The sequence below is a fragment of the Paenibacillus timonensis genome (assembly GCF_022427145.1).
Taxonomy (GTDB): Bacteria; Bacillota; Bacilli; order Paenibacillales; family Paenibacillaceae; genus Fontibacillus; species Fontibacillus timonensis.
In genome coordinates this window covers 1-25060 of record NZ_JAKSXN010000054.1, presented here as the reverse complement: position 1 = coordinate 25060, position 25060 = coordinate 1, and the positions used below count along the sequence as shown (strand labels likewise).

The 25060-nt window shown below is 56.3% G+C and carries 21 protein-coding genes; 13 read left to right on the top strand and 8 right to left on the bottom strand.

Annotated elements, in window-relative coordinates; translation table 11 throughout:
- The first annotated feature begins 440 nt into the window (after positions 1 to 440).
- The 3 genes from MJ257_RS19000 to MJ257_RS18995 all read left to right on the top strand — a co-directional run bounded on the left by MJ257_RS19000 (position 441) and on the right by MJ257_RS18995 (position 3891).
- Entirely contained in the window at positions 441 to 1973 is a 1533-nt protein-coding gene (locus MJ257_RS19000; RefSeq protein WP_240270711.1) for an AICE element replication initiation protein, read from the top strand.
- A gap of 107 nt (positions 1974 to 2080) precedes the next feature.
- The gene (locus MJ257_RS24845) at positions 2081 to 2203 is read left to right on the top strand and encodes a hypothetical protein (RefSeq protein ID WP_270406805.1); all 123 of its coding nucleotides are present in this window, start codon (positions 2081 to 2083) and stop codon (positions 2201 to 2203) included.
- 17 nt (positions 2204 to 2220) lie between these two features.
- Positions 2221 to 3891 (top strand): recombinase family protein, encoded by a 1671-nt coding sequence (locus tag MJ257_RS18995; RefSeq protein WP_240270710.1) that lies wholly within the window; start codon positions 2221 to 2223, stop codon positions 3889 to 3891.
- Between the two features lie 260 nt (positions 3892 to 4151).
- On the opposite strand, the gene rlmH is transcribed toward MJ257_RS18995, so the two are convergent.
- Positions 4152 to 4631, bottom strand: a complete 480-nt coding sequence (gene rlmH, locus MJ257_RS18990; protein WP_240270727.1) for a 23S rRNA (pseudouridine(1915)-N(3))-methyltransferase RlmH — start codon at positions 4629 to 4631, stop codon at positions 4152 to 4154.
- 220 nt (positions 4632 to 4851) lie between these two features.
- On the opposite strand from rlmH, the gene MJ257_RS18985 reads away from it, so the two are divergent.
- Complete coding sequence (locus tag MJ257_RS18985) at positions 4852 to 5481, top strand: TetR/AcrR family transcriptional regulator (RefSeq protein WP_270406806.1); 630 nt, start codon at positions 4852 to 4854, stop codon at positions 5479 to 5481.
- Positions 5482 to 5512: 31 nt separating this feature from the next.
- Entirely contained in the window at positions 5513 to 6394 is an 882-nt protein-coding gene (locus MJ257_RS18980) for a hypothetical protein (protein ID WP_240270708.1), read from the top strand.
- Between the two features lie 6 nt (positions 6395 to 6400).
- Here MJ257_RS18980 and MJ257_RS18975 read toward each other — a convergent pair whose 3' ends face one another.
- From MJ257_RS18975 to MJ257_RS18960, 4 genes are all read right to left on the bottom strand, one after another.
- A complete protein-coding gene (locus MJ257_RS18975) occupies positions 6401 to 6568 on the bottom strand; it encodes a CxxH/CxxC protein (RefSeq protein WP_082691335.1) in 168 nt (55 codons plus the stop codon).
- Positions 6569 to 6737: 169 nt separating this feature from the next.
- Positions 6738 to 8159 (bottom strand): CAP-associated domain-containing protein, encoded by a 1422-nt coding sequence (locus MJ257_RS18970; protein ID WP_240270707.1) that lies wholly within the window; start codon positions 8157 to 8159, stop codon positions 6738 to 6740.
- A 121-nt stretch (positions 8160 to 8280) separates the two neighbouring features.
- Complete coding sequence (locus tag MJ257_RS18965) at positions 8281 to 10140, bottom strand: glycerol-3-phosphate dehydrogenase/oxidase (RefSeq protein ID WP_270406807.1); 1860 nt, start codon at positions 10138 to 10140, stop codon at positions 8281 to 8283.
- 104 nt (positions 10141 to 10244) lie between these two features.
- Positions 10245 to 11519 (bottom strand): S1C family serine protease, encoded by a 1275-nt coding sequence (locus tag MJ257_RS18960; RefSeq protein ID WP_240270706.1) that lies wholly within the window; start codon positions 11517 to 11519, stop codon positions 10245 to 10247.
- A 413-nt stretch (positions 11520 to 11932) separates the two neighbouring features.
- Between MJ257_RS18960 and MJ257_RS18955 the strand changes: the two genes are divergently transcribed.
- From MJ257_RS18955 to MJ257_RS18925, 7 genes are all read left to right on the top strand, one after another.
- Positions 11933 to 12142: a hypothetical protein gene (locus MJ257_RS18955; protein WP_068784257.1), complete on the top strand. Its 210-nt coding sequence runs from the start codon at positions 11933 to 11935 to the stop codon at positions 12140 to 12142.
- Positions 12143 to 13451: 1309 nt separating this feature from the next.
- A complete protein-coding gene (locus tag MJ257_RS18950; protein ID WP_240270726.1) occupies positions 13452 to 14306 on the top strand; it encodes a carbohydrate ABC transporter permease in 855 nt (284 codons plus the stop codon).
- Positions 14307 to 15197 carry a carbohydrate ABC transporter permease gene (locus MJ257_RS18945; RefSeq protein ID WP_240270705.1) on the top strand — a complete coding sequence of 297 codons (891 nt, stop codon included), beginning with the start codon at positions 14307 to 14309 and terminating at the stop codon, positions 15195 to 15197.
- A 50-nt stretch (positions 15198 to 15247) separates the two neighbouring features.
- Positions 15248 to 16651, top strand: a complete 1404-nt coding sequence (locus MJ257_RS18940; protein ID WP_308193227.1) for an ABC transporter substrate-binding protein — start codon at positions 15248 to 15250, stop codon at positions 16649 to 16651.
- 180 nt (positions 16652 to 16831) lie between these two features.
- Positions 16832 to 17824, top strand: coding sequence for a LacI family DNA-binding transcriptional regulator (locus MJ257_RS18935; RefSeq protein WP_240270704.1), 993 nt, complete (start codon positions 16832 to 16834; stop codon positions 17822 to 17824).
- A gap of 6 nt (positions 17825 to 17830) precedes the next feature.
- Positions 17831 to 18838, top strand: a complete 1008-nt coding sequence (locus MJ257_RS18930) for an N-acetylglucosamine kinase (RefSeq protein WP_240270703.1) — start codon at positions 17831 to 17833, stop codon at positions 18836 to 18838.
- Between the two features lie 6 nt (positions 18839 to 18844).
- A complete protein-coding gene (locus MJ257_RS18925; RefSeq protein ID WP_240270702.1) occupies positions 18845 to 20188 on the top strand; it encodes a 6-phospho-beta-glucosidase in 1344 nt (447 codons plus the stop codon).
- 391 nt (positions 20189 to 20579) lie between these two features.
- Here MJ257_RS18925 and MJ257_RS18920 read toward each other — a convergent pair whose 3' ends face one another.
- The gene (locus tag MJ257_RS18920; protein ID WP_240270701.1) at positions 20580 to 21458 is read right to left on the bottom strand and encodes an AraC family transcriptional regulator; all 879 of its coding nucleotides are present in this window, start codon (positions 21456 to 21458) and stop codon (positions 20580 to 20582) included.
- Positions 21459 to 21588: 130 nt separating this feature from the next.
- On the opposite strand from MJ257_RS18920, the gene MJ257_RS18915 reads away from it, so the two are divergent.
- Entirely contained in the window at positions 21589 to 22986 is a 1398-nt protein-coding gene (locus MJ257_RS18915) for a family 4 glycosyl hydrolase (RefSeq protein WP_240270700.1), read from the top strand.
- Positions 22987 to 23309: 323 nt separating this feature from the next.
- Here the strand turns inward: MJ257_RS18915 and MJ257_RS18910 are convergent, their stop codons facing one another.
- The gene (locus MJ257_RS18910) at positions 23310 to 24116 is read right to left on the bottom strand and encodes an MBL fold metallo-hydrolase (protein WP_240270699.1); all 807 of its coding nucleotides are present in this window, start codon (positions 24114 to 24116) and stop codon (positions 23310 to 23312) included.
- 8 nt (positions 24117 to 24124) lie between these two features.
- Positions 24125 to 24874, bottom strand: a complete 750-nt coding sequence (gene yycI, locus MJ257_RS18905; RefSeq protein WP_240270698.1) for a two-component system regulatory protein YycI — start codon at positions 24872 to 24874, stop codon at positions 24125 to 24127.
- Between the last annotated feature and the right edge of the window lie 186 nt (positions 24875 to 25060).

The window sequence follows — 25060 nt, the reverse complement described above, 5'->3', positions numbered from 1 at the left end:
CCCAGGCTCTTTTTTTTCTGCGAAAACTCCCCAATTACAAACTGATATTATTATTTAGCATATAGAATTGATGCCTAATCGATAGGCAATCTTGCCGGATCATAGGGATCGCAAATAAAATATTCGAATCACCGAAATTCGTCGAATTCAGCCAAATATTCTTCTGTAGTGGCTTCTAGTTAAAATAGCTCCCACTTCGTTTTTCTCGTCGGACCTTTCCGCGAGCGACCCCTCCCGGATAGCCCTCAGCGTCATTTTTCGCCTCCATTTTTCTACCCAACCACCGGAGTGATAGCCAAAGGAAAACCCTGTAGAATCAATACCTGTAAGCAGTTGCTCAGCGGACAGGCGCCGTCCGCAAGTGACAATAACAACCTGAATGCCTCTGCAGCCCGGTCGACCAGGCAACTTCGGGAACATACCAAGGAGGGCATTCTAAAATGGATACGAATCAAAACGCACTTCGCAAAAAGATGACCGCAACACCTGCAACGCAAGCAGCAAAGGTAGGCCCGCATCAAACACTACTTCGTTTGGGGAAAGAAGGAAACAAATTCTTCTCCAGCCCTAACCGCGAGCCCTACGTCTGCTTGAATTTCGAACAATCGAGTAAAGCAATGAAGATCAAACACAAGAACTTCAAAGGTCTTCTGACCAAGCTGTTCTTTGAGGAAACAGGTGAGGCACCTACACCGGACGCGTTGAACCAAGCCCTCAACCAGTTCGATGCCATTGCAACATTTTCTGGTGGAACCCACCCCGTCGAATTGCGTGTCGGAGAGCACGAGGATAACTTCTACTACGATCTGAGTAGGAGCGGCAAGGGCTCCGTCGTAGAGATCGGAAAAGACGGTTGGCGTCTAACATCAGGCAGTCCGGTGTACTTCTTGGGGACACCGAACATGAAGCCCCAAGTCGTACCGAATGAAACCGGAGGAAACCTGTGGCGACTGCTCAAACACATTCGTTTCAAGAGCAACAGCGACAAGTTGCTGTACCTTGTATATATTGTCTCCTGCTTCGTGTTCGACATCCCTCACCCCATTCTCATTCTTTGGGGAGAAAAAGGAGCGGCAAAATCGACATCGTCGAGAATCACCCGCGCAATCGTCGATCCAGCGCAACGTGATATGACTTCGTTGCCAACGGGATTGCATGACCTGGGGCTTTCGCTCCAAAACAATTACATGCCCGTTTACGATAACTTGTCCTCCATCACGCCGAAGATCAGTGACCTGCTCTGCACGGCTGCGACGGGAGGAGGATTCTCTACAAGAAAATTCTTCACCGATGACGAGGAGACAATTCTCTCGTTCAAACGGTGCGTCGTCTTGAACGGCATTAACGTCGTCGCCTCGAAAGCGGACCTGCTCGATCGTTGCATCATGCTTGAGCTAGATCGCATCGACGAAGAAGAGCGCAAAGAGGAGCGCGTAATTGTCCAAGAATTCGAGCGAGACATGCCCTTCATTCTAGGTGGCATTTTCGATACCCTGAGCAAAGCCATGGCCATCTACCCGAACGTACAGCTTAGTTCGCTCCCTCGGATGGCGGACTTCGCAAAATGGGGATATGCCATAGCAGAGGCAATCAAAGAAGGGTACGGAGAAGCCTTCCTGAAAGCGTACAAGCGGAACCGAAATCGTGCGAGCGAAGAAGCGGTATCCGCCCATCCGGTCGCCTCGGCAATCATCGCTCTGATGAAAACGACTACGCTCTGGGAAGGTCCTGTGGCAGAGCTGCTCAATGTGCTTGAGAACATAGCAATTCGGGAGCGGATCGACACCAGAACGAAAGAGTGGCCGCGAGCTCCTCACGCTCTTAGCAGAAGAATCAACGAGGTCATGTCCAACCTGAAGTCGTGCGGCATAGACGTCGTGATTCGTCACGGTGGAACCCACAAGATCGCAACGATTCAAATGACTCCAGCGCGAAGCGGACAAGCGAAACGAAAAAAGAAGAAAGCAGCCTAGAAGAAAATAGCGTCAGTTGCGGCAGAAGCGCTCTTGTCACCACTGACACGACTGACGCTATTTTTCCCGCTTCGCTACTCCAAAACGTACCCGAAAGGAGCTTTGACATGAAAATCGAAAAAAGTGTGTACCAGCAACTGGTTGATCTTCTTGCGGAAATGATTAGTAAACGCCTGAAGGAGCAAAACAAAAAAACCGAGTCTAAACTCAACTACAAAAAAACCGCTTAGAAAGGGATGGATACCCCATGAAGAAAAGAAATGACCTTTACGAAAACGAAGTACAGTACGTCGGCATATACGCTCGTGTCAGTACAGAGGAACAGGCTGAACAGGGTTACAGCATCGAGGCTCAGATTACGACCCTTCGTAATCTTTGCAAGGCTGAGCAGAAAATCGTCTTCAAGGAGTACGTCGACGCGGGCATCTCGGGAAAAACGATCGAGAAGCGTCCGGCAATGAAGCAACTGCTTCGTGACGTAGAGGAAGGCAAAATTCAAGAGGTACTTGTTTGGAAGCTGGACAGGATCAGCCGCAAGATGTCTGACTTGCTCCAAATCGTCGAGCACCTGAACCGCAACAACGTCAAATTCCGCAGCTACTCGGAGAAAGACTTCGACACCGAGACAGCCTCCGGCAAGCTCAACATCCAGATGCTTGGGGTAATCGCCGAATTCCAGCGGAATACCATCGTGGAAAACGTCAAGTTGGGCTTGAAGCAGAGGGCTAGGAAGGGGAAATGGAATGGCGGTACGGTCCTCGGTTACGATGTAGTCGAGGTAGAAAGCGGACGCGGCAAGGACTCCATCCTGAAGATCAATCACATCGAAGCAGAGCTTGTAAGGAAAATCTTCAGGATGTACGGTAGCGGCCAAGGCCTTCGAAGCATCGCAAACCAGCTGAACGCCGAAGGCTACAAGACCAAACCAGGAAACGCCTTTAGCAGCGTCGCGGTCAAAACGATCATCAACAACCCCGTCTACATCGGCAAAATCCGCTACAACGTACGGGAAAACTGGAATGAGAAACGGCGGAAGGGGACAAACAAAGATCCCATTGTCGTTGCCGGTGAGCACGAACCGATCATTAGCCTGGAATTGTGGGAGGCTGTTCAGAAGTTCTACAAGAAGAAGGCCGTCTCCGCTCCTCGAAAGTTCGACGGTATCTACCTTCTGACAGGGCTCATGAGATGCCCTCAGTGTGGAGCAACGCTTGTCGCCCATCGTGTAAATGACACGCTGAAAAGCGGGGAAAAAGTCGTCCGGAGATACTACATTTGCAGTAACTTCCGAAACAAGGGGAGTCGCGTCTGTAACTCCAACTCAGTTAAAGCAGACTTCGCCGAAAGCTATGTAATCAAACGGATTGCGGCGGTAGTACAAACGCCAAAATTGCTGGACGACATTATCGTAAGCCTCAATAAGTCGCGGAGCAAGAGCGTTGCTCCGCTTCAAAAAGAGCTATCTGCAATCGAACGCGAGTTGAAAACGCTAGACTCCCAGAAGCAAAGGTACTTTGCCCTCTACGAAAGCGACACGATCGATAACGACATGCTGGTCGAGCGCATCAACGAATTGAAGTCGAAGTACGACGTGCTCGCAAACCGAAAGTGCGAAGCAGAACGCCAGCTTGACGAAAACCAAGCCGAGCCCATCCCGCTTCAGCTTGTACGCAAAGCACTCAGCGACTTCAACGGGCTTCTTCAGACCTCCCCAGTCGAAACGCAGAAGACCCTAATACAGACCATAGTGAAGCAGATAGCCGTACAGCAAGGCCAAAAGCTTCGAGGCATTGAACTGGAATTCGACGAGACGCTCAGACAATGTCTGGTCGTCGCAGCCCCCTCCACCGACAAGGTGGACGGGGCTTTTTCTTTGTCCAGACGCAAGTACCCCTCACCCTTTACGATCGTGATCTAGAGCCTCTCCCTTTCTACAAAGCGAAAGTACCGTCAAAAGCGCGTTCGCTGCCAGCATCGACACTTCTGACACTTTTTCTTTCCCAGCCTCGGGGGGTCTCCTCCATTCACGAAGCCCTCTTCCCTCCGTGGGATGTGACGAGGATGCTCCACTCAAAAAGCGATAGCCCTATGTACCTTTTCAGCGTTACCATAGCCCGAAACCCACACACATATATACAAATCCATGCCCCGCAAGGAATTCCGCAAAAAAACTTGCCCTTATTTATGATACGGTTCTCCCCGATTAATCTTCACCGCGCGATAAATCTGCTCGGTGAGCACCAGGCGCATGAGCTGATGGGGCAGCGTCATGCGCCCGAACGACAGCCGCTGCTGCGCACGGCGGAGCACCGCATCGGCGAGCCCGTGGCTCCCGCCGATGACGAACACGACATGGCTCGTCCCGTAGGTGCCGAGCTGATCGAGACAGGCGGCCAACTCCTCCGAGCTCCAGAGTTGGCCGCCGATCGCGAGCGCGATGACATGCGCGTCGCTCTTGATCTGCGCGAGGATGCGTTCGCCCTCGCGCTCCTTCACGCCGATGAGCTCCGCCTCGCTCATCGTCTCCGGCGCTTTCTCGTCGGCCACCTCCACGACTTGAAACTTAACGTAAGGCGCCAGGCGCTTCGCGTATTCGGCGATCCCCTGCACCAAATATTTTTCCTTCAGTTTACCCACGGCAATAATTTGAATGAACAAACGATAGCCCTCCGTTTGCACTTTCGGCACCGGTCTATACTGCCGGTACCCCAGTCGCATCATTTTTTGACACTTTCAAGAAGTTTTTGCTGCCACCTTCTATATCATGCCCGTCTCCATGCATGCAGCCTTGACGCGCTTCATATTCCGTATTATCTTAAAATAAACACCGTTCAATATTTGAACGCCGTTTACCGTTTGTCCTAAAATTCCATTCGAGGTGATCCCCATAGGCATTCAAGATCGAAAAGAACGCGAGAAAAACGAAAAACGCGAAAAGATCCTTCAAGCCGCTGCAGAGATTATGAGAACCGAGGGCGCTGAAAGTATCTCCATCCGTAAAATCGCCGATAAAATCGAGTATTCTCCCGCCAACGTGTATCACTATTTCACGGATAAAGAGGATATCATCAACCAGATCATCATGAGCACCTATCGACAAATCGTCGATAAACTGTCCTTGTCCTTATCCACGGCAGACCGTCCAGAGGAAAAACTGAAAGCAAGTATGCGGACCTACATCGAGCTGATGACCGGAATGGCGGACGAATATAAAATCATGATGCTGAGCGATTCGCCGGCGATCCTGGAACACACCTCCGTTTTATTTCAGGGAGCTTCCGCATCTCAGCCCGCCATGGGAATGCTGCACCAGACTCTGCAAGAGCTCTGGCACGAACAAGGCCTTCCGATTGAGGACAGCCGGATTGAGCTTACCGCACAAGTCATTTGGACATCGATGTTTGGCCTGATCTTAAGGCTGATCACAGAGAAGGTGGGAGAGAAACAGAAGCAGCGGCTGATCGATCATTTCTTGGAATTCACGCTTTGCGCCTTGCCGCACGAGTAACCACAACAACAAAAAAGATGGAGGTGTTGATATGAAGTTTCGGAAGGAAGTGACCGTATTGGCCGTGCTGATCATGGTGTTATCCTTGACTGCGGCAATCACGGGTATTTATTCGAGCGGCGGTCCCGGCAAGCATGAAATTACGTCCATACGCGGAGAAACCGTTGAGATCTATGGCAAAGGATTGTACCGGAACGATTCCGTATCCATGGCTTCGCAGGCTATAGCCCAGGATGTCGTGACCGTCCTGGTGGGCATCCCGTTATTGGCCGCTTCTCTTGCGTCAGCCAGAAAAGGCCGGTTGAAGGGAAAAATTCTCCTGGCGGGAACGCTGGCTTATTTTCTATACACGTATGCGTCCTATTCATTTACATCCATGTTCAACGACCTGTTTCTGGTCGACGTTGGCTTGATGTCCCTGAGTTTCTTTGCTTTTCTGCTCGCCATGATGTCCCTGGACCCGAGAATATTGCAGCAAAGCTTCAACGCCAAACTTCCGGTCCGAACGATCGCCGGGTTTCTGATCTTTATCGCTGCCGTGATCGGGCTTATGTGGGTGGGGAGAATCAAACCTTCGTTCGTCGGCAGCACAGCCCCCATCGGTTTGGAGCATTATACGACTTTAGTCATTCAAGCCCTGGATCTGGGCTTTGTCGTTCCGGCCGCGATTCTTTCCGGCCTGTTGCTTCTGCAGCGAAAACCATTCGGACTACTGCTTTCATCTATCCTCTGTGTTAAGGCCGTAACGATGTTGACCGCGTTAACAGCCATGATCATTGGCCAAATGGTAGCCGGGGTTAGCATGGAAGCGGCGGAAATCATCCTTTTCCCTGCGTTTAATCTGGCTGGCATCGGTATCTTGATACTCTTTTTCAAACATATTCAAGAACCTGGGGCTGGAGCAGTAGCCTAAACTACCTTACACCACCAAGAACCGCGCCTCATGATCGCATTCCTGGCATTTCACCGGGGGCTCCCAGTCAATAAACTTGGTGTGCTCCAAATCGACCACATCGGGGGCTTCCTCAAACTCATCCACGAACATATCGATGGCCAGTTCCACATGATCTTTGCATACGACGTACATAGTTCAAGCATCCTTTCTTATGCGCCGCACTCCCGCGGCCGGCTTCCGTATTAACAGGTTGTCCTTTATCTTTTCTACCATACTCCGCGCAAAAAAGGAACCGCCCCGGTCACATCCGGCAGACGGTCCCTTCCCCCTCCAAGCCTCAACGGCCCGGCTCCCCAGCCGGTTACAGCGGCGTATAGAAGTTTTGCGTATAATACGTATCGTAATCGCTGCGATCCAACCCGTCTACGGCACCGACGCCCAGCATCGTAAACGCAGGCTCCAGCATATTCTCCCGGTGGCCCCAAGAATTCAGCCAGCCATAATGGCCGTCGATCGCATCCAGGTAACCGGCGGCGATATTTTCGCCCCAGGCCCGGAACTGCGGAATCCCGCGAGACATCATGCGGTCGCCCGCCGACTTCCCTTCCGGATTATTATGCTCAAAATAATTCCGTTCCGCCATATCCTTACTATGCGAGCGAGCCACCTCGGCCACGGATTCGTTCCAGCTCAGTACGCCCAAACCTTTTTGTACGCGAAACGCATTAGTCAGGTCAAAAATCTCCCGCTCCGTCGCCTTCAGCGACTCCGGTGTGGACGGCGCGTATACATGGGTTTCCGTAAATTTCTTGTCCATCAACAGCACTCCGTCCACGCGGTACTTCTCGTGCTTGTCCAGGTACAGGTTGAGGTACAGCCCTCTCGGCGTATACGTCTCCACATACTCCCGCGGCGGGTTCTCGCTCTTGTCCCAGATCGCGGCCAGGCTGCTCCGCAACGGCTCCAGCCCTTTCTCCGCCTCGGGCCCGAACCGCCATTCCTCATGATTGCCGAACAAGCCAACTACCTTGCCGTCCGCGACGCCAACCTGCGTATAGTGCTTGTAATCCTGATTATAGATGTACCATTCCAGTCCAAAGTTGGTGACGTCCTTGCGCGCCGGTTCGCCCAGCAACTCGATCACGCGGTCCGTCGAATCGCCGATCCCTACGCCCTGCAGTTGGATCTCCGGTTTGATCAGATCCGGGCTTGTCGCCTTCGGCAGCGTCAGTTTCAGCCGGTACAGGAACGTCTGAGCTTCCGCCCGCGACACCGCATCCTTCGGTGCGAAGCTCTGCACGCCGGCACCGCTTTTCCCTTGGGCCAAGCCTTGGGCAAGCACCCACTGAACGGCCTCATCTTCGCTCAAGCTTTGCCCGTAAAAAGCCGCCATCAAGCGGGCCACCGACCCCCTCGTGATCGGCTCGTTCGGCTTGTCGCTCACCGGCCAGGTCAATTCGAACGCCAAGTCGTAATACGGCGTGTACCACGCCTCTTGCCCATTGGCCGCGTCCAGCTTGATCTCCGGATAAGCCCGCACCAGCATGCTCAGAAACTCCGCCTCCGTCACCGACTGGGCCGGGCGGAACGTCCCGTCCGGATACCCGTCCGTCACGCCGTTGGTTTTTGCCCACATGACTTTGTCATAAGCCCAATGGGATGCCGGTACATCCTTAAAATCTGCCCCGGCGGCTTGAACCGCCGACCCCGCAGCCAGCCAGGCTGCTCCTAATCCCGCGAGAATCGCCAATCCGCGAATTCCGCGTTTCCATCCGTTCTTCATGGACCCCTGCCCTCTTTCCATCATCGATATCATTGCTTGCTCTCTTGGATGTGTAGTTCGACAGAAAAAGGACAAATTCCTTGTTCCTACAATAAAATCACATTATCTTCTAGTTGTAGCCTTAGATCCCATGGATTCCCTCTCCGTTTTCCGGAAGGACCGCCTCCTCCAACGCCTGATCCAGTTCCTCCGTCAACTCCCGCATCACATCCTCCGGCCAGTCGAAATACCGGGCCATCTCGGCGACGACCGGATCCTTCCACCGCCGCACCCAAGCGATGTCAAACAACAATGCCCCCGTTCTCCGCACGAAAAAATCCACCGGCGTCATCGCCATTTCCGCTTCCAGGGCATACCGCAGCGGGACCGCCACCTCCAGCGGGAGCCGGGGCAAACCGACCGAGGCTGAAGACTCGCCCGGGTCCGCAGTCTCTGCGGCGGCTGTGCCGGCTTCGGCGACCCGTCCCGAACCGGAGCCCGAAGCCGGATCCAATGTCGACGCCGACTCTGAACCGGCATCCGGCCACGGGCCGGCTCCGACGCGAACGATCGGCCCCTGTTGCGGGTGCCTTTTCGGCTCGCCGGCCATAGCCAGCAGCCGATCCACGTTGGACCCGTACCGGGCCGCCCATTTGGCGGCAAGCGCCTGCGGGATGCCGTGCTCCGCCGCTTCCTGCGCCTTACGCGCCACGAAGCCGGGTAGTCCCTGCGAGCCGCCCACCTGCCCGCCGGAAATCGGCAGCGTCCGGGTGGAGCAAGGCGCGAAGCTCCGGCCGTGCTCCCTCTTCAGCTTGAAGGCCACGCGGTCGACGACCAGCTCCGCCATCTTGCGGTAGCCGGTCAGCTTGCCGCCGGCAATCGTGATTAGGCCGGACGCAGACTCCCAAATTTCATCCTTGCGGGAAATTTCCGAAGGCGATTTGCCCTCCTCGTAGATGAGCGGCCGCACGCCGGCCCAGCTGGATTCCACGTCCGCCGCCGTAATGGCCAGCCCGGGAAACATCCCGTTGACCGCGCCCAGGATATAGTCGCGGTCCGCCTCCGTCATGCGCGGATGGGCGAGCTCGCCGTGATACACCGTGTCCGTCGTGCCCACGTACGTTTTGCCGTCGCGCGGGATCGCGAACACCATGCGGCCGTCCGGCGTATCAAAATACACCGCCTGCCGCAGCGGAAACCGCCCCTGGTCGAACACCAGGTGTACGCCTTTGGTCAGCTGCAGCATTTTGCCTTGCTTCGACCCGTCCATCTCGCGCAGCGCGTCCACCCACGGGCCCGCCGCGTTGACGATCTTCCGGGCGCGCAGGTCATACGTCCGCCCGCTGGCCAGGTCCGTCACATCGGCGCCCACCAGCCGCGCCCCTTCGTACCGGAACCCGGTCACCTTGGCGTAGTTGACCGCCATCGCTCCGCGGGCTGCCGCCTCCTTGAGCACCTCGAGGGTCAGCCGGGCGTCGTCTGTGCGGTACTCGACGTAGTACCCGCCGCCCAGTAGACCCTCCTGCTTCAGCAGCGGCTCTCTCGCCAGCGTTTCCGCCGCCGTCAGCATGCTACGTCGCTCCCCGCGCTTCACCCCCGCGAGGAAGTCATACGCGCGCAGCCCGAGCGACGTGCTGAACCGGCCGAACGTGCCGCCCCGGTAAATCGGCAGCAGCATCCGTTCCGGCGTCGTGACATGCGGCCCGTTCTCGTACACGATCGCCCGCTCGCGCCCCACCTCCGCCACGACGCCGATCTCCAGCTGCTTCAGATAACGCAAACCGCCATGCACCAGCTTCGTCGATCGGCTTGACGTCCCGGCGGCAAAGTCCTGCATCTCCGCAAGTCCAACGCGCATCCCCCGCGCCGCCGCATCCAGCGCGATTCCCGCCCCGGTAATCCCGCCGCCCACGACCAGCAGATCCAGCGGCTCGGCCGGGTTCGCCATTTGCTCCAGCAGGTATTGCCGAACCTTGCCCGAAAACGGATCACTTCCGTTCATCTCCATCCTCCTTTGGGTTCCCCGCAAAAAAAAGACTCCGACCCCACTCCAGTCGCTTCGGTCTACGGCTGTCATGTTTTCGGAATCTTTCCTGCGATAAATGTTTATTTGTCTTCGTCCAACCCTTGTTCAATCTCGGCCTCGGACGGTTTATCGGTCAGCTTCAAGGTTGTTTTCTCCAGCTTGCCTTCCCGGTAATACGTGACCTCCAGGTCATCGCCGATCTTCTTATTCTCATACAAATACCGGCGCAATTCCAAGGTCGATTGAATCGGTTGTTTGTCGAGCTGGGTGATGACGTCATTTAACTTCAGACCCGCTTCCAGCGCCGGCCCATGGGCCTCGAGGACGATGACGCCCTCCGTGACATGGCTCGGCAGCTTGAGGTCCTGGCGCTGCTCATCGGAGATCGGGGAGAATCGGTTGTTGAGATCCAACGTATACACGCCGATATATGGGCGAACCACCTTGCCATGCAGTAGCAGATCATCCACCGTCTTCATCACGTCGTTGACCGGGATGGCAAACCCCAGCCCTTCAACGCCGGTATCAGAAATTTTCATCGTGTTGATCCCAATCAGCCGGGCGTTCAAATCGACCAGCGCCCCGCCGCTGTTGCCCTCGTTGATCGCCGCGTCCGTCTGGATCACTTCCTGCTCCCAGTCGTACACGCCGTCTTGGTTCAGTGACACCGGAATCATCCGGCTGGTATAACTCACGATGCCGGAAGTCAGCGTTCCGCCAAGTCCCAGCGGATTGCCGACGGCGATAACCGTTTCCCCGGCGCGCAGCTTCTTGGAATCGCCCAGCTCAATCACCGTATCGATGCCTTGGCCGTCGATTTCCAGCACGGCGATGTCGTTGATGGAGTCTTGCCCGACAATCTCCGCCTTGCGCGAGGCCCCGTCGCTCGTCACGATTTCCAAGTCGCTCGCGCCGCTGATCACATGCGTATTCGTTATGATAAAGGCCTTGCCCTTCTCTTTCTTAAAAATCACGCCCGAACCCAGCGCCGCTTGCTCCGGATCGCCTTCCGACAATTCGCCGTGATTGAGGATGCTCACCACGGCGGGCGCGACCTTGGCCGCCGCCGAGGTGATCCGGTCATACGGATCGCTGGCATCCGAGAGCAAGACGGCGCTGCCGGTTGCGGCATGACGGGTCGATGAGGTAGGAAGCCCCGTAATGAAACTAAACAACAGCACGGCCACCACCGCGCTAAGAACGGAAGAGATTAAAGAGACCTGCAGCGTGGACAGCACTCGCCGTTGATGCTTCCGAGGCCCTCCGCGCCAACGCCGGAGGCTGCCGCCTTCGGACAAGCGTACGCGCCGCCCCGGAACCTTGGTGGAATAAAAGTCGTCGTCAAACCATCCCATCTCTATTCTCCCCCTCCATCATGCCTTCCCAAAACGGCCTCGGCATCGCCATCATGCCGTCCGCCCCAGGCAAGGGCCCCCTTCAACTTTATGCCGTGATGGCAAAGCCATATTCATGCGTATCCTTATATTTCTTAACGTCATGAACCGAAGATAGGTTGCCTGGAATTTGAGAAGTTTGCTGCTTTTTTTCTGGTTAATTGGAATGTTTGACCTCGCCAATGACTACACTATATTAATGCGATAGATTGATAGATTTATTTTACCATATTTTGATGGTTTGGAAGCAGATTTCTATCAGGGAAATAACGGGATTTTTCAGGCCGCTCCATCGCCCCGTCCCATCGCAGGTCGGAAGGCACTTTACATGAAAAAACCGCGCCACTCGCGCGGCCACCTGAGGGAGGTAAACCATGGATTCCTATTACTCGACGCCGATGAACGAAGTGAATGTGCTCGCCAAACTGGCGGATATGAAGGAAGAACATTATCATCAGCTAGTAACCCTAAGCGCCATCATGGAGTTGCTTATAGAGAAGGGCATCTTGACCCGTGAGGAAATCGAGAAAAAAGCGCTGGAGATCGACGGTTTCCTGACCCCGCCTCCGTATCCAACCGTATAAACGAAGCTTGGACTTGACCCGCAAGGGTTCCTTCAGGAGCGCGATCGTTGGCGGTGACCGGGGAAGTGGCGGTGGACCGGTGGTTTGATGGTTCGGTGTTCGGTGTTCGGTGGTTCAGTGATCCGAAGGGCCGCAGTAGCGGTGGACCGGAAGAGGACCGATGATCGTAGCGGTGAGGTGAATCAGTCGTGATAGAGCGGTTGAGGGTGATCGGTCGAGACGGATCGCTGAGCGCGCTTTTACACTAATTAGAGTTCGTCCGCTGTTGGAGTTCTTGCACTAGTTGGAGTCGTAGCTGGAGGAGTTCTTGCGCTAGTTGGGGTTTCCCAGTAGTCGGGTTTCTCATTAGGTACAATTCATCCGCAAGTTCGCGCTAATTCAAGCCTGCTCTAACGCTTACCAGAACGCTTATTAGGGCTTAAAGCGGGAGTTTAAATTTCTAACGCTTGCCAGCAAGCTTATGAGGACGAAAACAACCCAATATTCCGGTGAAACGGGGAAATAAGCTCACTGACAAGCGTTACAGCCTGCGGATCCCCGTTTCAGCTCATTTAGCGTTTCTCCTAAGCGTTAGCGGTTCGCCAGGTCCCGCCCCATTTCTGCTACCCACTCCGACGCACCTTGATCCTGTTGTCCATTCCAGTTACTCACTCCTATGCACTTTACCCTGTTGCTTTCCCGTTACTCACTCCTACACACCTTGTCCCTGTTACCCACTCCTGCAACTCACACCTACGCACCTTGTCCCTATTGCCCCTTCCAGTTACTCACTCCTATTCACTTTACCCTGTTGCCTTCCCGTTACTCACTCCTACACACCTTGTCCCTGTTGCCTTCCAGTTACTCACCCCATGTCCCTTCCTGTTTCCCGTTTGCCTGTTTCCTGTTGCGTCTCCTTACTTCTTCTCCCCTCCGTCCGGCCCCGATTATGGTAATAATCCGACTTCTGCTTCAGACTCTCCTTATCGTGTTATATTAAGTAACACAAAATCACCGAACACCCCCAGATCGCAAGCTTAATTCCAAACTTTTTTCAGAAAATTCTCAAAAATCCATCCCATATGTAATATTACCTTACAGAAAGCGATTCCAATTCGCAAAAAGAGGGTTGATTATTTTTTTCGCATCCTCTATGATAGGGGTAATCGCAGCATGAGAATTAAAGCACTTTAACTTTTGTGCCAACTAAGTCTATCTCGCGTTATAATTAACTCCTCGCTGATCCCCAAAAGTTTAAGCGCTTAAACTTTACAAACGAAAGGTTGGTGATTTCGTGACCCATCGCGAAGGTCGGCGGCGGACGTTCTACATGTACCTGTTCATCTCCCCCTGGTTAATTGGCTTCCTGGTGTTCGCCTTGTATCCGATTCTGGCATCGCTCTACTACAGCTTTACCGACTACGACATTATCCACCCGCCCGAATTCGTCGGTTTTGCCAACTACGCCGAGATGGTACGGGACGATTTGTTCTGGAAGTCGGTGACCGTCACGCTGAAGTTCACCTTCCTCAGCGTACCGGCGCAACTGTTGCTGTCCTTGGGTTTCGCGCTGCTGCTCCATCAGACCATGCCGCTTCGGGGGTTCTTCCGGACGGCGATGTATTTTCCCAGCATGGTCTCCGGCGTGGCGATGTCGCTGCTGTGGTATTGGATCTTCAATCCACAGATCGGTCTGTTCAACTACATGCTGTCTTGGTTCGGCATCCACGGCCCGGCTTGGCTCATGGACCCCGATACCGCCCTCTACGCCCTCATCATCATGACCTTCTGGACCGCCGGATCGGGCATGATCCTGTTCCTCGCGGGGCTGCAGGGCGTGCCGGCCAGCCTGATCGAAGCCGCGAAGCTGGACGGTGCCGGGCGCTTGCGGATTTTTCGCAACGTGACCCTGCCGATGATTTCGCCCGTCTTGCTGTTCCAGCTCATCATGGGCATCATCGATTCGTTCCAGGTTTTCACCCAAGCGTTCGTCATGACGCAAGGCGGACCGAACTACTCCACTTGGTTTTATGTCTACAACCTGTACACCAGCGCCTTCAAAGAATACCGCGCCGGTTATTCCTCGGCCTTGGCCTGGGTGCTGCTGATTGCCGTCATGTTGTGCACCGCCCTCATCATGAAAGTCTCGAACCGCTACGTTCACTATGAAGGAGGAGGAAGATAGATGAGCTCTATTCCGGCAACCTCGCCAACTTCCCGCTCCACCTCCGTCAGGTCCCGCCGCCGCAAGCCGGACCCGGTGAAAATCGTCAGCTTCATTCTGCTCATCGCCACCACATTCCTGATGCTGCTGCCCTTATTCTTCATGGTCTCCACTTCGCTGAAATCGCACCGGGAAATGCTGAAGTTTCCACCGACCTTTCTTCCGACCAGCTGGAGCTTCGGCAATTACGTGGAGATTTTCGATACGCTGCAGTTCGGTACGCTGTATAAGAACAGCCTGATCATCGGCGTCTTGACGGTCGTCGGCACGCTGCTCTCCTCCGCGCTGGTCGCCTACGGGTTCGCCCGTTACCGCGGCCGGGGCAACAGCTTCTGGTTCATGCTGCTGCTCAGCACGATGATGCTGCCGTACCCGGCCATCATGGTCCCGCAGTTCGTGTTGTTCTCCAAGCTGCACTGGATCGATACGTTCCTGCCGCTGATCGTGCCGGCGTTTTTCGGATCGGCGTACAACATCTTTTTGCTTCGCCAGTTCTTCTCCACCCTGCCCGAAGAGCTGTTCGACGCTGGCCGGATCGACGGCAGCAGCGAGCTCGGCATGTGGTACAAAATCGCCCTGCCCCTCTCCGGGCCGGCGCTGGCGACCGTGGCGATCTTTGCTTTTATCTACAGCTGGAACGACCTGCTGACTCCCGTGCTTTACTTGAGCTCCTCCGAACTGTTTACGCTTCCGGTCGGGATGGCCTCCCTCACCTCGTCGCGATTCCGCATCCCGCCGTGGCATCTGCTGATGGTGGCGTCCGTGCTCGCCATGGTGCCGATCGTCACGTTGTTCGCCATCGCCCAGAAGCAGTTCGTCGAAGGAATCGTACTTACCGGCATCAAGTCCTAGCTGCCGCAAGGAGCGGCGTCCACCCCCCAAACTAAGGAGGATTCGGATTTATGATGAAAAAAACCGCAGCACCTAAGCAAAGGTTATCCGTTCTATTGGGCACGATTCTGCTCCTGGCCACCATCCTGTCCGCCTGCAGCGGCGGCAAATCCGCCGGCGATCTCGGTTCGGGTACGAACTCCGGAGGAGACTCCGGCAATACCGGGGGCAAAACCGAGCAGGTCACGATCACCCACTATACCATCGATTCGCCGGACCGCACGTTTATCGAGGAGCTGATTCCGGAATTCGAAGCCACCCACCCGAATATTAAAGTAAAAGTGGAGAAGGCCCCTTATGAGCAATTTGACAGCAAGCTGCAGACGCTGATCGCCGGAGGCAACTCGCCGGACGTGACCAGCCATTACGGCTACGGCGGCTTCGCGGAGTACTACAACAAAGACATGCTGCTCGACCTGACCGACCTGATGGCCGAAGACGGCTTTAACGCGGACGACTACAGCATTCCCTCCCATCTGATGGATATCTACAAGGTCAACGACCGCACGTACGGCATTCCCGTCAACATTTACGTCACGCTGATGCTGTACAACAAGGACATGTTCGACGCGGCCGGGGTACCTTATCCGCCAAGCGACTTCGAGGACAAGAGCTGGACGTTCGAGAAAATGGTCGAGGACGCCAAACAGATGACCGTCATCTCCGACGACATCGCCAAAACGCAATACGGCGTCGACTTCACCTGGGCCGAGCGCGACATGCGTCCGCTGTATTTCGGCGCGGAGCCGTATTCCGCAGACACATGGACGAACGGCGGCGTGCCTTCGGAGACGCATTTCGATTCGCCGGAAGTCATCGCGGCCTATAACAAGCTGTTCGGCCTGATTTTCAAAGATAAAGTATCGCCGAACTCCGAGTGGAGCAAGAGCGTTGCCGGGCAGAACGGCGATCCGTTTGTGGCCGGCAAAATCGGGATGTCCGTCGGCGGTTCCTGGAACCTGGCCGGGGCGAACGATTTTCCGTTCAAGATCGGGGTAGCGGCCGTGCCATGGGGCGGCAACGACAAGGTGCGCAGCACGCTGTTCGTCGACCCGCTGCTGATCCTGAAGGATTCCAAGCATCCGAAGGAAGCGTTTGAGTGGATCAAATTCCTGCTGACCGATGACGTTCAAGAGAAATCGATTGAGCTGAGCGGCGGCAACCCGCCGGTGAACACAAAAGCGGCCGAGACGTATTACAAGCATTTTGAAGGCATCGATCCGGAAGACGTGAAAAAGGTGTACGAAGGCGCAACGAAATACGGGTTCGAGTCCTACAACCACCTGGTCACGAACTATTCGCAAATCAACGACATGTTCATTAACGAAATGCAGCCGATCGAAACCGGCCATAAAACCGTAGAGGAAGTGATGCCGACGATTCAAGCGAAGGTCACGGAAATACTCAAGCGTTAACCCCTTAACCCGCGGCCGGCTGCGGTTTCCCGGCAGAAGCTGCCGTCCCCGCAGGGACGGACTTCCGTTTCCTTTGGCGCGGGCTTAGAACAAGCGGACAGCGTCACCCGGCCTGATATATACTAAACATAACAAGATGACATTAAGGGTACGGAAAAACTGCCGCAAGGAGATATCGAGATGAAGGTTAGCATTTTTGACGTCGCCAAAAAATCCGGGTTGTCCGTAGTCACGGTTTCCCGTGTCCTGAACGGGGCGGAAAGCGTGCGGGAGAAGAACCGCCAGAAGGTGCTGGAGGCCATGAAGGAGCTGGACTACCGCCCCAATGCGGCCGCCCGCAGCCTCGCCAGCGGAAAGACGGGAATAATCGGCGTGATTGTGACGACGCTGCAGGACTCTTTTTTCGATCAAGTTGTAAAAGAGCTAAACGAGGTGCTCGCCCTGCACGGCTATTTCCTGGCGATTTCGGTTACGACCGGGATCGGCAGCGGCGACACCCATTACTTAATCCAGGAAGACCGCGTCGACGGCTTGATCCTGCTCTCTCCGATGGAGGAGGACAATTATATTGTCGAGCTGAAGCGGCGCGGCATTCCTTATGTGCTGATTGATAACCAGAAGCCGGAGAATGACAGCTTCTCTGTAACGATCGATAACTTCAAAGGCGGATATACGGCGACGAGGCATTTACTGGAGCAGGGGCATACGTCCATCGCCCATTTGTGCGGCGAGGAGATGTTCCGCAGTACCCGGGAGCGGCGCAGCGGATTTTTGCAGGCGCTTTCGGAGCAAGGGCTTGAACCGTTTGAGGTCGTGTCCGGCGAATTTGAAATCGCCTTCGGCTACGACACGTGCAAGCGCTGGATCGCTGCGGGTCACCTCCCCTCCGCCGTCTTCGCCGGCGATGACCACATCGCCCTTGGCGTAATGAACGCCTTGATGGAAGCCGGCATCTCCGTGCCGGATCAGGTGACGGTCGTGGGTTATGACGACCATTACATCGCGTCGCAGCTGCGGCCGCAGCTCACCTCCGTCCGGCAGCCAGCGGACCGCATCGCTTTGGCGGCCGCCGACATGCTGCTGAAGCGCATCGACGGGCGCATGAAACGCGGGGCCGGCCAGCGGATCGATCCGGAGCTGATCCTCCGCGAAACTACTGTCCGTAAGGAGTGACGACGATTGGCTTATTATTTGGGGATCGACGGGGGCGGCACCAAAACCTATGCCCTGTTGACCGATGAGCACGGACGCGTGCTTGGTAAGGGCCGCAGCGGGAACGGCAACCATCAGACGGGGGCCGCGGAGGCGGCGGCCAGTATCCGAGAAGCCTCGCTGACGGCCCTGGGTGAGGCAGGACTCCGCCTGGAGGACCTGCGGCACGCCTATTTGGGGCTGGCCGGCGCCGACCGCGAGGCGGACTACCGGATTCTTCACCCGATGGTGCAAAGCATCGGGTTTACGAAATATACGATCAACTGCGATACGATGATCGGACTGCGCGCGGGCACGAACCGCCCGTACGGCGTCGCCCTGATCTGCGGAACCGGCACGAACGCAGCCGGCCGCAACCCGCGGGGCGAGCATGTCCAATGCGGCGGGTTCGACTATATGTATGGCGATTTTGGCGGCGGCGGCGCGCTGAATATCGAGGTGTTCCGCTCCGTCATCCGCGCTTGGGACGGACGCGAGCAGCCCACGCAGCTGACCGAGCTGCTGCTGGAGCTGCTGGGGTACGCGCGCGTGGACGACATGTTCCATGATTTCCTCGATCATGGAAAACACGTCCCCGTGGACGCGGCGCGTCTGTTGTTCCCGGCGGCAGCTGAGGGCGATGCGGTCGCGCTGGAGATCCTGCATCGCCAGGGAGCCGAGCTGGGCAAATCGGCCGTGGCGGTGATCCGCAGGCTGGGGATGAAGGACGACGAATTTGACGTCGTCTTGGCCGGCAGCCTGCTCACGCGCGGCGACCGCGGCTGGATCCGCGGGCCGATCGAGCAAGCCGTCCGGGCGGAGGCGCCTTTGGCCTCCGTCGTGACGTTGTCCACGGAGCCGGTCGTCGGCGCCGTCTGGTCGGCAATGGAGGCAGACGGCCTGACCGTCTCCGGCGAAATGTATGCGCAAATGGCGGCGTACGCCGAGTTTGACGCCATATCGTGCGTGAACGAAAACGACAAGATCAAGGAGTGATCCCTCTTGGCACCAACAAAGCAAGGTTTAAAGATCGCCGTCATCGGCGGCGGATCTTCGTATACGCCCGAGCTCGTCGAGGGCTTTATCGTGCACTATCAGGAGCTGCCGGTGCGCGAGCTGTGGCTGGTCGACATCGAGCCGGGCCTGCGCAAGCTGAACATCGTGGGCAGCTTGGCCAAACGGATGGTCGAGCAAGCCGGCCTGCCGATCGAGGTCCATTTGACGACGGATCGCCGGGCGGCCATTGCGGGCGCGGACTTCGTCAGCACGCAGATGCGCGTCGGCATGCTCGATGCCCGGGCCCGCGACGAGTCGATCCCGCCAAAATACGGCGTTATCGGCCAGGAGACGACGGGCCCCGGCGGCATGCTGAAGGCACTGCGCACGATCCCCGTGCTGCTGGACGTCTGCCGCGACATCGAGGAGCTGGCGCCGGACGCCTGGCTGCTTAATTTCACCAACCCGGCGGGCATGGTGACCGAAGCGATCCTCAAGTATTCCAAGGTGAAGAGCATCGGGCTTTGTAACGCGCCGATCGGCTTGATCAAGCAGGTTTCCGGCAAATATGGCGTAGCAGCAGACCGGGTGTATGCCGAATTCGTCGGGCTGAACCATCTGCACTGGGTATCGCGGATCGACGTGAACGGCGAAGACAAGCTGGACGAAATGCTGGCCGACACGGCCGGGTACAGCGCTAAGAACGTGCCCGCCCGAGAATGGAACCCAGACTTCCTCCGCTCGCTGCGTGCCCTGCCCTCCTATTATTTGAAGTATTTCTACATGACCGATGCCATGCTCGAAGAGCAGCTGGAGTCCTTGAATCAGGGGCAAAACCGCGCCGAGGTCGTGAAACGGGTCGAAGAGGAACTGTTCGAGCTCTACAGCGATCCCGAGCTGAAGGAGAAGCCCAAGCAGCTGGAGCAGCGCGGCGGCGCGTATTACTCGGAAGCCGCGGTGAATCTGATGCGTTCGCTTTATAACGGCACCAACGACATCCAGACGCTGAACGTGGCCAATAACGGCATCCTTGACTTCCTGCCGGACGACGCCAGCATCGAGGTCAATTGCGTGGTCACGAAGACCGGCCCGCTCCCCCTCCCGCTGACGACCATCCCGACGATGGCCAAGGGGTTGATTCATGCGGTCAAAACCTACGAGCAGCTCGCCATCGACGCCGCCGTCACCGGTAGCCGCGACCTTGCTTTGCAGGCGCTGGCGCATCACCCGCTGGTCCCGTCGGTGGAAGTCGCTATCAAGCTGCTCGAAGAGATGCTTGAGGCGAACAAGGAGTACCTGCCGAATTTCTTCCCGCAGTCGCAGGAAGAGACCGCAGCGACCGGCAAGTAGACATCGCTGAACATAAGGATCTCCCCACCCGGTGTTTATGGGAGGGGAGTTCTTTTGTTGCACAAAGTACAACATTTCCAGCCTATTCCTTCGCATACGCCCCAAAATGCTGCACGAAATACAACATTTCTGCGATGTGACCGACTTCTGAGGACCAAAGTTAAACTTGGGCACACCCCTCGGATCATTACTGAACCGTACCCACACCAAATTTGCACTCAGCACGCACTCGACACTTACCTAGACGGAAACTCTCATCCAGCCCTTCTTAACTTCCCCTTTCCCCTCTCCTATCCGGGTCCTTACCTTCATCGCTATCGGCTGCAGCATCCCTCTCAGGAGCTGCGGGATCTGCATGAACCGCGGAACGGACGGTCCTGCATTCCGCCCTTTACCGCGGCCGGTCGCCGCTGAACATCCGCTGCTCGCGCCGGTAGCTTTGCGGCGAGACCGCCTTGGCCTTCTTGAACACGCGACCGAAATGGGTCACGCTTTGGTAGCCGACGCGGTAAGCAATATCTGTGACGGGCAACTCCGTCTCGCGCAGCAGCGAACAGGCTTCCTCGATCCGGACGCGGTTAATGTAGGCAACCAACGTCAGCCCCGTAACCCGGGGGAACCGATGGCTCAGATAGTAAGGGCTCAGATGGAACCGGCCTGCCAGCTCGTTCAGGCTTAAACTCTCTTCGTAATGCGCATTAATGTAGCGGGCGACTTCGGCGATTTCCCGATACGGCCGCTTCCCGCTTCCCTCTTCGCCATCATGCCTTGGCCGCGCTTGCGCCATGCGGAGCAGGTTAAGCAGCAGCTCGGCCAGCAGCAACCGCCCATACTCCTCATGCCCGGTGGCCTGCTGCTTCTGCTCCGCCAACATGCGGGCCAACAGCGGCTGTACGAGCTGCTGTTCCTCGGCGTTTAATCGCAGAACCGGATATCGCTCAAAAAGTTGCTCCAGCTCTGCCTCCCTTCCGGGAAGCAAGGCGCTCACCGCCTCCGTGCGGAAGTTCACCAGGAGCCGCTCGTGGGGCTGCGACAGCTTGCCCGAAGGCGACGTCTTGTGCAGCACATTCACCGGGATCAACACAAGATCGCCCGCACTGATGCGGTAGACCTGATCCTTGATGAAATAACACCGTTCCCCGGACACGAGATAATAAATTTCCCATGCATCGTGAAAATGCTCCCCATCCATCGAAAACCGACCCGGCTGCTTCGCTGCCTCGACAAACAGCATCCGGCGAATCGGTGCCAACTGTGCCTCCATCGTCATGCCGCCACCCCCTCCTTCAATAAACAGCAAAAAATGTAGAATCTCAGCTAAAATTAACAAAATCCGTGCGGTAACTTTTCTATTATTGCTCTATGGTTATTGTAACATCATTCAAGGGAGTGAACGAGGCATGACAGAAGCAACAACGGTCAAAAATTTGAAAATCGCCTATATCGGCGGCGGCTCGCGCGGCTGGGCCTGGGGGCTGATGAGCGATTTGGCTTTGGAACCGGCGCTCTCGGGGCATGTGGCCTTATACGATATCGACTTTGCGGCAGCGCAAGCGAATGAAGTGATTGGTAACCGTTTGCAAGACCATCCTGATGCAGTGGGACGCTGGCGTTACGAGGCCGTAAAGACATTACCCGAGGCGCTGAAGGGTGCCGACTTTGCGATTATCTCCATCCTCCCCGGCACGTTTGAGGAAATGCGGTCGGACGTACATACGCCGGAAGCCTATGGCGTCTACCAATCCGTCGGTGATACCGTCGGCCCAGGCGGAGCGATTCGCGCGCTGCGCAGCATCCCGATGTACGTGGAGATCGCCGAAGCCATCCGCGACCACGCCCCGAACGCTTGGGTCATCAACTACACGAACCCGATGAGCGTGCTGACCCGGACGCTGTACAAGGTGTTCCCGGGCATCAAAGCCTTTGGCTGCTGCCATGAGGTCTTCGGCACACAGGAGTTGCTCGCCGAAATGCTCGAGGACATGGAGGGGCTAGCCGGGGTCCGCCGACAAGATATCGAAGTGAACGTGCTGGGGATCAACCATTTCACCTGGCTGGACCGCGCTTCCTACCGCGGCACCGACCTGTTTCCGGTCTACCGGGCTTTTGCTGAGAAGTATGCCGAGGAAGGCTTTAGCGCGCATGGGCAAAAAGACCACTGGATGAACAACAGCTTTACGTCGGCGAACCGCATCCATTTCGACTTGTTCCGCCGCTTCGGCTTGATCGCCGCTGCCGGTGACCGCCATTTGGCCGAATTCATGCCGAACAGCTGGTACCTTCGCAGTCCCGAGCACGTGAAGCAGTGGAAATTCGGCCTGACCACCGTTGCCTGGCGGATCGACAACCTGCAGAAGCTGCGCGAGCGAAGCCGCCGGCTCGTGGCCGGCGAGGAGACGTTCTCGCTCAAATCCAGCGGCGAGGAGGGCATCGCCATGCTGCGCAGCTTGACCGGCGCCAGCGCCCCGATGATCACCAACGTCAACCTGCCAAATCGCGGCCAAGTAGCTTCGCTGCCACTGAACGCCGTCGTCGAGACGAACGCCGTGTTTGGCGCGGACAGCGTCCAGCCGGTGCTGGCGGGCAGCCTGCCGGAGGACATCAACAATCTTGTCACCCGTCACGTCTACAACCAGGAAGCCATTCTGAAGGCGGCCATTACCAAGGACCGCGATCTGGCCTTCCGCGCCTTCCTGAACGACCCGCTGCTCTCCGGTCTTACGCCGGACCAAGCGGAGGAGCTGTTCACGACCATGCTGAACAACACCAAGGCGTATTTGCCGGGGTGGGAGTTATAGCATAAGAAAAGACCGCCCGGGGGTCGGTTCGCCATCCCCGGGCGGTTTGCTTGTCTGAGCCGACAATTATATGCGAAAAACCGAATACATTTCGCCGTTTTCAGCGATTCCGACGGAATGTATTCGAATTTTCATACACATTCACGTCTCAGAAGGTCTATCGAGCCGATTCTATATGAAATATCGAATACAATTCAACTTTTGTTCCGTCAGCGACACCATGTATATGAAAAACCGAATCCAATTCAACGAAAGAGTTCATTTTTTGCGCGCCATGCCAACTGGGCGGGTTCCAAGCACGGTCCCCTCCGTCGCGTCGCCACCTACCGCTCGCTCAACACGTCCCACGGCGTCGGCCGGTCGTAATACGTTTCGCAGAGCTTGAACTCGCTGTCCTTGAAGAAGCAGCCACGATCCTCCATCGCGCCGCGGACGGACATCTTGGCCAGGTCGAGCATGTTATGCTCGCGGCTGAGGTGAGCCAGATACGTCCGCTTCAGGCGGCCGTTCAGGATCTCGCTCATCAGCTCGCCGGTCGCGTCGTTGGACAAGTGACCCAGGTCGCCAAGGATGCGGCGTTTGATGTTCCACGGGTAACGTCCCATGCGCAGCATCTCGATATCGTGATTCGCCTCGAGCACCAGCACGTCGGCGTCGCAGATCGCTTCCTTCACCTTGTCGCTGGCATAACCAAGGTCGGTGCATACGCTCAGCTTCTCCTTGCCATCGTAGAAGTTGTAGCCCACCGGCTCGGCGGCGTCATGCGAAATGGCGAACGACTCCACGCAGAGCGAGCCGAAATCGCGGGTTTCCCCGGTCCCCAGGATGCAGCGTTGGTCGTCCGCGAGGTTCCCGATCGCTTTTTCCATGGCCGCCCACGTTTTCTCGTTCGCATAGATCGGCAGATTGTATTTTCGCGCCACTGCGCCTAAGCCCTTGATATGGTCCGAATGCTCATGCGTGACCAGAATGCCCGTCAACTCCTGCCCGGACACCCCGCGCTCCATCATCAGCTCATCGATGCGTTTGGCGCTAAAGCCGGCATCGATCATCAACGTGACTTCCCCATTGGCAACCAGCGTTGCGTTTCCCGTCGAACCACTCGACAGCACCGAAAATTGGATCCCCATAACTCCCATTACTCCTTCGTCTTCTCTGTGTTCGGACTGATGACATCACCGCTGATGCCCTGCACGTAATACTCCTTGCCGCTCTCCAGCATGAACCGCCAGGCCGGCGCAGCCGGCAGATGGGCGTCCGAATCGAACACCTCGCCGTAATATCCCAGCTCAACTTCGGTCACGACCGAGCCTTCCGGCAGGAAGTTCTCGATTAGGTTGCCGAGCGCCTTCGAGGCCGACAGCACGCGCTGCGGTTTCTCCTCCTCCGGATAGGTGATCTCGATCGCCCGGCGCTGATACGAAATAATCTTCTGATTGCTGTTAAACAACTTAAGCTCGATTTTGAAAAGCGGCCATTTCCCGTCAACCAGCGGATGCAGCACAAACACGTCCGAGCTACTCGCCACTTCGTCATACCGGTAATCGCCGATGTCCGGCAGACTGTCCTTCAGCGCGGCCGTCAAATCCCGCGGCGCAAAGATCAGCCTGCTGTCGACCGGCGCCGGCAGGTCGGTCAGCTTGCCGCTCTGCGCATCATCCACGAACCGATAGGCGATCTTTGGCAGCTCCGGCGTTTCCGTCGGAATTTTGGCGAGCACGCGAATATCCTTCTCGTCCATCGCCTGCTGCGTATTATTCTCCAGGGCGGTGATATCCAGGTTGGAGTCGGCCTGCTCCCGCAGATCGTTCCATAGCTGATAGCCCAGCACCAGATTCAGCAGCAAAAAAGCGTAAATCAGCACGTTTTTCGCCCGACCCCAATCCATGGTTCATCCCCCTTTCGTTCAGATTCAGTCTCAGCCTCACGCACCGTACCGTCGCGTGACGTAACGGACCGCAGAGACGTTAATGTGTATTTCCCGGTGATTTCCCAGCCTAACGGACTCCAGTGACCTTATTCGTACCCCATAGGAGCAAATTGTGATCGACCAGGCTTTATAACGTCTCCTGGG